This is a genomic window from Mycobacterium sp. TH-M82, from assembly GCF_057473605.1.
This window is the reverse complement of record NZ_JBYCKY010000467.1, coordinates 1-2,018: the sequence shown is the minus strand read 5'-3', so window position 1 is coordinate 2,018 and position 2,018 is coordinate 1. Positions and strand designations below refer to the sequence as shown.

The window sequence follows — 2,018 nt, the reverse complement described above, 5'->3', positions numbered from 1 at the left end:
GTCAATTCCTTCAGGGTGGTCGACACGATGACGGTGACCGGCAGTCCGTGGTGCACCCCGAGTTTGGGATCACCGAGTTGGCCGCGGGCCAGGGCGTTGAGGGCATCATGCTGGCGCTGGGCATGGGTGCGCAGATCGGTGTTCTTGAGTTCCTCCGCCGGTTCGCCGCCGACGCAGGGACTTTGATCGCCGGGGTTGCACATGCCCGGGGCGGCGAATCGGGCCAGCCATGCGTCGAGGTTGGCGCGCAGCTCCGGCGTTGCGATCAGCCGGCCGACGCTCATCCCGTCGCGGCGTTGGCCGGACCAGACAAACCCGCGCTGGCGGGCGCGGTCCTCATCGGAGAACTTGCCGTCCTGGTTGATCAGGAACCCATACCGGTCAGCAACCTTTTGCAGCTGATCGGGCCGCAGTTCGGTGGCCTTTTCGGCAAGGAATGCCTCGGCACGGTCAACGGTCCCGGCCGGGGTGGCCTGGGGCAGGTCTTTGATGAACTGCTGGATGATCCGCAGATGCTGGACGCCGAGCTCGCCGTCGTGCCAGGCCTGCGCGGTCGCGGGAAGTTCCGGTGGCAACTGTTGGCCGGTCAACGTGGTTCGGGGAGCCAGTTGGGTGGCATCGCTTATCCGGCGGCGGGCTTCGGCGTAACTGATCCGCAGCCGGTCGGCGAGTTCCTTGTACAGCAGCCCCCCGATCCGTGCCGGGTCCTCTTTAGCCAGCCCGGCAATGACGTCGTGGCCGACGGCGACCTGGCGGCGCAGCGAGGTTTCCAACCGTTCCAGGGCACGAAACCGCAACGGCGGTGCCAGCGAGTCGAAGTCGAGGTCACCCATGGTCGCCACGGCGGCATCGAGCGCATCGAAGGCCTTGGCCACCTCGGCCAACTCGGGCGGTGCGGTCATGCTTGACGAGCTCATATTCGAATGCTAGTTCGAGCAGCCGACAAGCGTGTGGTCCGCGGACCGAGAACGTGCGGTTATCCACAGTGGCGACTTCATGCACAGCGTGGCGACCGTCGCACTGGCGCGGACGGCGTGTGATCCGAAAACGCGACTGTCGGCGATGCCAGTTTGAGCGGGTCGAGCTTGCGGGCTCGGCGTGCTACCCGCCGCTGGGGCGGGTGCGGGTGGCTGCGCCACGGCGCCTCGACGACGACAGCGTGCGCTTGGCGGTGGTGGATCGGCTGGCGTGGATCAAAAAGCAGCGCAGGCTACTTCAGGATGCGCAGCGCCAGTCTGAGCGGGAGATGGTCACCGGGGAGTCGCACAACGTCTGGGGGGGTGCGGCACCGCCTCAAGGTGGTGCAGCGTTCCGGCCGGGCGCACTTCGAGGTCGACGGTGACCGTCTGCTGCTCTACGTACCCGAAGGCACCGACGCCGAGCAGCGGCGCAGGCTGCTCGATCGCTGGTACCGACAACAGCTGCGCATCGTTGTGCCGGATTTGATCGCCAAGTGGGAGCCGATGCTGGGCGTGTCGGTGCCGCGCTGGAGCATCCGGCGGATGAAAACCAAGTGGGGCTCCTGCAACCGTGAGACGCGGCACATCTCGATCAATGTCGAGTTGGCTAAAAAGCACCCGGACTGCCTTGAATACATTGTGGTGCATGAGATGACGCACTACCGGGAACGCAGCCATGCCGAACGGTTTAGGACCCTGATGGACGGTTTCCCGCCGGACTGGTGTGCGCGGCGCGATCTTCTGAACGACTCACCGCTGGCCCACGAGAAATGGGCCGGTTGACACCGGCGACGCCGACTGTTGCGGCACGCCGTGAAGCTACTTCACTCGGGCCGACGAAACGAATCACTTTGCCGGCCTCACCGTGGTGGAACCTAAGTGGGATCGGAGTTCGAAACCGTGCGGCTTGCACCACCGTCGAGCGGAGACCGTCCGCCCGAGTGGAGATCCTGCCCCTTCGATGAGCAATTGTCAATACCTGTGGATCGGGATTTTTTCAGGCGGCCTCCTCCCCGGTTTTGTCAGCGACCTGGTCGTCGGGGCGCTCGACGAGCTTGC

At 65.3% G+C, this 2,018-nt stretch carries 3 protein-coding genes; 2 read left to right on the top strand and 1 reads right to left on the bottom strand.

The window, feature by feature from the left end:
• Positions 1 to 917 (bottom strand): 13E12 repeat family protein (locus AC2VON_RS14380; protein WP_486953547.1); only part of this gene is annotated, 917 nt, incomplete at its 3' end.
• 119 nt (positions 918 to 1,036) lie between these two features.
• On the opposite strand from AC2VON_RS14380, the gene AC2VON_RS14375 reads away from it, so the two are divergent.
• Complete coding sequence (locus AC2VON_RS14375; RefSeq protein WP_486953546.1) at positions 1,037 to 1,342, top strand: YgjP-like metallopeptidase domain-containing protein; 306 nt, start codon at positions 1,037 to 1,039, stop codon at positions 1,340 to 1,342.
• Positions 1,302 to 1,742, top strand: coding sequence for a M48 family metallopeptidase (locus AC2VON_RS14370; RefSeq protein ID WP_486953545.1), 441 nt, complete (start codon positions 1,302 to 1,304; stop codon positions 1,740 to 1,742). Before AC2VON_RS14375 ends, AC2VON_RS14370 begins: the two co-directional genes overlap by 41 nt.
• Positions 1,743 to 2,018 lie beyond the last annotated feature (276 nt).